The 6,072-nt window shown below is 64.2% G+C and carries 10 protein-coding genes; 4 read left to right on the top strand and 6 right to left on the bottom strand.

The features are described 5' to 3' along the window. On the bottom strand, positions 1-240 hold a 240-nt coding region (locus tag JHD07_RS30450), incomplete at its 3' end, for a hypothetical protein (protein ID WP_291628853.1). A gap of 55 nt (positions 241-295) precedes the next feature. Here JHD07_RS30450 and JHD07_RS30445 point away from each other — a divergent pair. From JHD07_RS30445 to JHD07_RS30435, 3 genes are all read left to right on the top strand, one after another. Beyond that, on the top strand, positions 296-775 hold the full coding sequence (locus tag JHD07_RS30445) for a PaaI family thioesterase (RefSeq protein WP_291628851.1): 480 nt from the start codon (positions 296-298) through the stop codon (positions 773-775). Between the two features lie 76 nt (positions 776-851). Continuing rightward, positions 852-1,817: a DMT family transporter gene (locus JHD07_RS30440; protein ID WP_291628848.1), complete on the top strand. Its 966-nt coding sequence runs from the start codon at positions 852-854 to the stop codon at positions 1,815-1,817. 57 nt (positions 1,818-1,874) lie between these two features. Continuing rightward, positions 1,875-2,300 carry a GFA family protein gene (locus tag JHD07_RS30435; protein WP_291628847.1) on the top strand — a complete coding sequence of 142 codons (426 nt, stop codon included), beginning with the start codon at positions 1,875-1,877 and terminating at the stop codon, positions 2,298-2,300. A gap of 22 nt (positions 2,301-2,322) precedes the next feature. Here JHD07_RS30435 and JHD07_RS30430 read toward each other — a convergent pair whose 3' ends face one another. Both JHD07_RS30430 and purQ read right to left on the bottom strand, forming a co-directional pair. After that, a complete protein-coding gene (locus JHD07_RS30430) occupies positions 2,323-3,297 on the bottom strand; it encodes a tripartite tricarboxylate transporter substrate binding protein BugD (RefSeq protein ID WP_291628845.1) in 975 nt (324 codons plus the stop codon). Next, the gene (gene purQ / locus JHD07_RS30425; protein WP_291628842.1) at positions 3,294-3,995 is read right to left on the bottom strand and encodes a phosphoribosylformylglycinamidine synthase subunit PurQ; all 702 of its coding nucleotides are present in this window, start codon (positions 3,993-3,995) and stop codon (positions 3,294-3,296) included. Before purQ ends, JHD07_RS30430 begins: the two co-directional genes overlap by 4 nt. Before the next feature lie 164 nt (positions 3,996-4,159). Here purQ and JHD07_RS30420 point away from each other — a divergent pair, with 164 nt between their 5' ends. Beyond that, positions 4,160-5,176, top strand: coding sequence for a magnesium and cobalt transport protein CorA (locus JHD07_RS30420; protein ID WP_291628840.1), 1,017 nt, complete (start codon positions 4,160-4,162; stop codon positions 5,174-5,176). Between the two features lie 8 nt (positions 5,177-5,184). On the opposite strand, the gene JHD07_RS30415 is transcribed toward JHD07_RS30420, so the two are convergent. From JHD07_RS30415 to JHD07_RS30405, 3 genes are all read right to left on the bottom strand, one after another. Next, on the bottom strand, positions 5,185-5,418 hold the full coding sequence (locus JHD07_RS30415; RefSeq protein WP_291628838.1) for a hypothetical protein: 234 nt from the start codon (positions 5,416-5,418) through the stop codon (positions 5,185-5,187). Between the two features lie 9 nt (positions 5,419-5,427). Further along, positions 5,428-5,670, bottom strand: a complete 243-nt coding sequence (gene purS, locus JHD07_RS30410) for a phosphoribosylformylglycinamidine synthase subunit PurS (RefSeq protein ID WP_027548637.1) — start codon at positions 5,668-5,670, stop codon at positions 5,428-5,430. 12 nt (positions 5,671-5,682) lie between these two features. After that, positions 5,683-6,072: phosphoribosylaminoimidazolesuccinocarboxamide synthase (locus tag JHD07_RS30405; RefSeq protein WP_291628835.1), on the bottom strand; the 390-nt coding region annotated here is incomplete at its 5' end.

The following is a 6,072-nucleotide window of genomic DNA, read 5'->3' as shown; positions in this document are numbered from 1 at the left end:
CTCGGTGAAGCTCGGCTCCCGCCCGATCAGCTTCAGGATGCGCTCATACTCGTCGGGCTTGAGCCCGTGGGCGGCAACCAGTTCGGGGGTGATCTTGGGTTCGTTCTTCATGGATTCGAAGCTTTCGGCGGCGGTTTGGCCGTTCTTAGGAACATCGGACGGCTTCGAAAAGCCCTTTATGGCGCATTTTCCCGCTGTCCCACGTTTTGCAGGCAGGGCCGGCGGGAACAGGAATTGCACGGCGCGGTCGGATCGGATTTAAGGGCTCGACACCCGCAATTGAAGGCCTATTTCCTTGCACGAATTGACCAAAGCACCCCCGCCCCGCCGCCCCGACCTCCACGTCGCCACCGAGGGCGAATTTGTGGGCTGGCGGACCTGGATTCGCGACAGTTTTGAAGTCCATGTCGGCCCGTTCTGGCACCGGATCGAGGCGGACGGCAACGTCCGCAGCGCCTTCCGGGTCGAGAAGAAGCACCTCAACGGCTCCGGGAACGTGCATGGCGGCTGCTACATGGCCTTCGCCGACTATTCCCTGTTCGCGATCGCTACCCATGTCCTGGACAGCCGGGCGGTGACGACCAACTTCGCCTGCGAATTCCTCGACGCGGCACAGGAGGGTGAGCTGATCGAATGCACCGGCGAGGTCACCCGCGCCGGCGGTTCGCTGATCTTCCTGCGCGGCAAGATGACCTCAGGGTCGCGCGTGCTGCTCACCTTTTCCGGCACGATCAAGCGGATGAAGCGGAAGGCGCTCCCTCAGCCAAACGCATAGCTCGGCGGCTTCCCTTTTCGCGCGCGCTCGCCCAGACTTTCGGGCAAGCGCGTTCGCGCCGGGGAGCAAGAACAAGGTGCCGCAGAGCACATCGGAGGCGGGTCGCAAAACGGCGTCCGCATCGACGCCGTTGCCGTCCATGCCCGCCACCGGCGCGCGTAACTGGCGCGACTATGCGCTGCTGCTCGCGCTCGCCTGCTGCTGGAGCTCGACCTATCCGCTGACCAAGCTCGCGCTTCCCAGCATCCCGCCCATCACCTTCATCTCGGCGCGCTCGCTGATCGCGTTCGTCTTTCTGTTCGCGATCCTGCGGATGCGCGGCGTCAAGCTGCCGACCGACGTGAAGGCCTGGAAGCTGTTCGCGACCCAGCAGCTGATCAACTCGACCTTCCCGTTCCTGGTCATCACCTGGTCGCAGCAATACGTGCCGGCGTCGAACACGGTGGTGCTGGCCTCGACGACGCCGATCTTCGCCTTCCTGATCACCTCGCTGATCACGCGGCACGAGCCGGCAACGCTCCTCAAGCTCGCGGGCGCGATCCTGGGATTGGCCGGCACTGTCGCGATCGTCGGGCTCGATGCTCTGCATGGCCTTGGCAGCGAGATCATCGCGGAGATCGCGATCCTGCTCGCCACCATTTCCTTTGCCTGCGCGACCATCTTCGGCCTCCGTCTCTCCGAGTACGATCCGATGGTGGTGGCAACCGGCTCGCTGCTGTTCGGCGGTCTCGTCCTGCTGCCGCCCGCGCTGATCATCGACCAACCCTGGACGCTGCACCCGACGCCGACGGCGATCGTCGCCACCATCGTCATGGGCATCGTCTCCAGTGCATTGGGCCTGCTGCTGTTCTATGTCTGCCTGGGCCGGCTCGGCACGCTGACGACCAACGCTCAAGGCTATCTGCGCATCCCGATCGGCGTCGGGCTGTCGGTTCTGCTGCTCGGCGAGAGCGTGCCGTCGAATCTGGCACTCGGATTGCTGCTGGTGATGGCGGGCGTCGCGGCGATGACGGTGCCTGCGGAGAAGCTCAAGCTGCGTTAGGGTCTGGACCCAACCAAGCTATGGCCGTGGAATCGATCTGAACAGGAGAAACAGAACATGGTGAGCGACGCGAACGTTTGGGCCGGCCAGTGCCATTGCGGCGGGGTGCGCTTCGAGGCGACGCTCAGCGACGGCTTCAATTCGATCCGCCGCTGCACTTGCTCTTACTGCCGGATGCGAGGCGCCGTCATTGCCATGGCGGAACTGGGTGGGATCAAGTTCCTGCAGGGCGAGGATGCGCTCACAACCTACCGCTTCCATACCGGATCGGCGCAACACTTCTTCTGTTCTCGCTGCGGAATATACACGCATCATCAACGACGATCCGACCGGACATCATATGCCGTCAACGTGGCCTGCCTGGAGGGGGTAAGCCCATTCGACTTTGCCGAGGTGCCCGTCATGGATGGCGTCAATCACACCAACGATACCGGCAGGCCAACGCGTCGCGCAGGCACACTCCGGTTTATCCCGGCCGACTAGCGATCGACGACCGACAGCGCCGCTACTTGTTGGCGTCGTCCGCCAGCATCTTACGGTACTTCTCGACGTCGCGCGTCACGAGCTTTTGCAGCACGTCCGGCGCGTGCTCGTCGGGGTCGGGCGCGACGGTCGACAGGTCGGCGAAGCGCTTCTTCACCGCGTCGGTTTCCACCGCCGTGCGCGCCGCTGCATTCAGCTTGGCGATGACGGCCGGCGGCGTGCCTTTGGGCGCGAACAGGCCGTTCCAGCCTTGTGCCTCGAACTCAGGCAGGCCTGCTTCCGCCGACGTCGGCAGGTCCGGGAGCGTGGCGAGCCGCACGGTCGAGCCGACCACCAGCCCCTTCACCAGCTTCTCGTTGATCGATTGCGAGACCGAGGCTGCCGCATCGCAGACGCCGTCGATCTGGCCGCCGACCGCGTCGGTGAGCGCGGGCGCGGCGCCGCGATAACCGATCAGGGTCGCGTCGATCCCGGCAGCCGTAACGAAGCTCTTGCAGATCAGATAGTTCGAGGAGCCCACGCCGGCATGGCCGAGATTGATCTTGCCGGGATTGGCCTTGGCGTAGGCGATGAACTCTTTCAGATCCTTCGCCGGAAAATCCTTGCGCAGCGCGATGATGCCGAACGTCTTCGCCACCATCGCGATCGGCACGAACGACTCCGGCGTGAACGGCAGCTTTGGGTAGATCGTGTAGGTCGCGGCATTGGTGCCGGCATTGCCGATCGCGATGGTGTAGCCGTCGGGCTCGGCGCGGGAGGCGCGCGCCAAGGCGGTCGAGCCGCCGGCCCCCGCCACGTTCTCGATCACGATGGTCTGGCCGAGCGCGATCCCCATCTGCTCGGCGACCGTGCGCGCGATCACGTCCGAGGTGCCGCCGGCCGCGAACGGCACGATCATGGTGATCGGACGCTTGGGATAGTCCTGCGCGAAGGTAGAAGTTGCGAACACGACGACCACGACAGCGGCCGACAGCCGCCTCAGCAGGAAGGAGATCACGCGGCCTTTTCCAGATGCTGGACGAGGCCGGCGAACAGGCCGCGACCGTCGGTGCAGCCCATGATGTCTTCGACGTGGTTTTCCGGATGCGGCATCATGCCGAGCACGTTGCCATTGTCGTTGACGATGCCTGCGATCGATTGCGCCGCGCCGTTGATGTTGCTGAGGTCACCGACGGTGCCGTCCGCCGCGCAGTAGCGATAGAGCACCCGCCCCTCGCCTTCGAGCCGCTTGATGGTCTCTTCATCCGCAGCGTAATTGCCCTCGCCATGGGCCACGGGCACACGGATCACCTGGCCGGCGTTGTAGCCGCGGGTGAACGGCGTGTCGGAGCGCTCAACGCGCAGATGCACGTCGCGGCAGATGAATTTCAGCCGCGCGTTGCGCATCAGGACGCCCGGCAGCAGGCCGGATTCACAGAGGATCTGGAAACCGTTGCAGACACCCAGCACGAGACCGCCCTTGGCCGCATAGTCGCGCACCGCATCCATCACCGGCGCGCGAGCCGCGATGGCGCCGCAGCGCAGATAATCGCCATAGGAGAAGCCGCCGGGCACCACGACGAGATCGGTCCCCGCCGGCAGCGAGGTCTCGGCGTGCCAGACCATCGCGGGCTCGTGGCCCGAGATCAGCCTCAGCGCCCGCGCCATGTCGCGCTCGCGGTTGATTCCGGGGAACACGAGGATGGCGGCTTTCATGGCAAAGAATCCGACAAGGCTGGAATCGAGGCTGGCCAATGGGCCAATTCGTGAACAGACATAACCATTTGACGGGGATTTTACCAGTGCTAGCGTTGCGGAGCGCCCTTGTACACAGGCCATAGCCACCGCATTTGGCCGCTCGCTTTGCCGGGATCCATGCCATGAACGTCCCGTCCCTGCCCGCATCCCTCTCCGAACCGGTATCCGCCGAAGGCGTCGTCGCCGCCGGCGCTTATGTCGATGGCCGCCGAGTCGCCAACATTGCCATCAGCGAAGCCTCCAGCTGGCGGGCCAAACCCGGCCACGTGGTCTGGATCGGCCTGCACGAGCCGGACATGGCGCTTCTCGGCGCGGTGCAGACGCAGTTCGATTTGCACGACCTCGCGATCGAGGACGCCAACCACGCCCATCAGCGGCCGAAGATCGAGCAATATGGCGAGGCCCTGTTCATCGTCGCGCGCACCGCGCAACTGATCGAGGGACGCATTGCCTTCGGCGAGACCCACATCTTCGTCGGCGAAGGCTATCTGGTCTCGGTGCGCCACGGCGCGTCGACGTCCTACACGCCGGTGCGCGAGCGCTGCGAGAGCTGTCCGCGGGCGCTCGCCCGCGGCGAGGACTACATCCTCTATGCCATCCTCGATTTCATCGTCGACAATTACTCGCCCGTGCTCGAGAGCATCCACGACGAGGTCGAGAGCATTGAGGACGACGTGCTCTCCAAGCAGATCAGCAAGGCGCAGATCGAGCGGCTCTACATGCTGCGCCGCGACCTCTTGCGACTCAGGACTGCGATCGGCCCGCTGGTGGAGGTCTGCCGCCGGCTCGAGCACGACGACCTGTCGATGGTGCGGCGGGCCATGCAACCGCTGTTCCGCGACGTCACCGACCACGTCCGCAATATCCAGGAACGCATCGACTCCATGCGCGAGGTGCTTGCCTTCGCCTTCGAGGCGAGCCTGCTCGTCGGCCAGGCCCATGAGACGGCGGTGTCCAAGAAGCTCGCGTCCTGGCTCGCGATAATCGCGGTGCCCACGGCGCTGGCCGGCATCTACGGCATGAACTTCAAGCACATGCCGGAGCTGGAATGGGAGTACGGCTACTTCATGCTGCTCGGCGTGATGCTGACCGCCTGCGGCGCGCTGTACTGGCGGTTCCGGCGGGTCGGTTGGCTGTGAGCGCTGAGTTAAGGCGCAGCAACTCCGCTCAACTCGAGCCTGCGCTCGATGTGATCAAGCCTCACGTCAGAACGTCCGAGTATCCCATACACGTTCTGGAGATCCTGCTGCATTGAAATCTGAGGTCCTCGGAGCGCATTTAGCTCGGACTTGATCTCGTCGATCTTGTGATCAACCCGGTCGAGCCTCTGTTGCACTTGCTTGAGAACCTCAAAGATCAACTCGTTGCTGACCTCGGCCATCACTATCTCTCAGCCTTTCATCTCGATCGCATAATTCTCGATCACGGTGTTCGCCAAGAGCTTGTCCGCGGCCTCCTTCAGCGCGGCTTCCGCCTTGGCCTTGTCGGCGCCGGCGAGCTCGATATCGAACACCTTGCCCTGGCGGACGCTGGCGACGCCGTCGACGCCGAGCGACTTCAGCGCGCCTTCGATGGCCTTGCCTTGCGGATCGAGGATTCCCGTCTTCAGGGTCACAGTGACACGTGCCTTCACGTCACAATCCTCTCAGCTCTTCACCAGCACGGGGCCCGAGCCCGCCGGGCGCTCGTTCTCCATGAGGATGCCGAGGCGCTTTGCGACCTCGGTATAGGCCTCGAGCAGGCCGCCGAGATCCCTGCGGAAGCGATCCTTGTCGAGCTTCTCGTTCGACTTGATGTCCCACAGGCGGCAGCTGTCCGGCGAGATCTCGTCGGCGACGATGATGCGCATCATCTCGTTCTCGAACAGGCGCCCGCACTCCATCTTGAAGTCGACGAGGCGGATGCCGATGCCGAGAAAAAGACCGGTGAGGAAATCGTTGACGCGGATGGCGAGCGCCATGATGTCGTCGATCTCCTGGGGCGTCGCCCAGCCGAAGGCGGTGATGTGCTCTTCCGACACCATGGGGTCGTTGAG

It is taken from the genome of Bradyrhizobium sp., from assembly GCF_016462955.1.
Taxonomy (GTDB): Bacteria; Pseudomonadota; Alphaproteobacteria; order Rhizobiales; family Xanthobacteraceae; genus Bradyrhizobium.
Note: the sequence above shows the minus strand (reverse complement) of the source record. Positions and strands in the feature narration are given on the sequence as shown.

Coding starts and splice junctions, on each gene's coding strand:
- JHD07_RS30435 (WP_291628847.1), top strand. CDS start 1,875: ATGGTGAGCGACGCGAACGTTTGGGCCGGCCAGTGCCATTGCGGCGGG.
- purQ (WP_291628842.1), bottom strand. CDS start 3,995: ATGAAAGCCGCCATCCTCGTGTTCCCCGGAATCAACCGCGAGCGCGAC.
- JHD07_RS30420 (WP_291628840.1), top strand. CDS start 4,160: ATGAACGTCCCGTCCCTGCCCGCATCCCTCTCCGAACCGGTATCCGCC.
- JHD07_RS30415 (WP_291628838.1), bottom strand. CDS start 5,418: ATGGCCGAGGTCAGCAACGAGTTGATCTTTGAGGTTCTCAAGCAAGTG.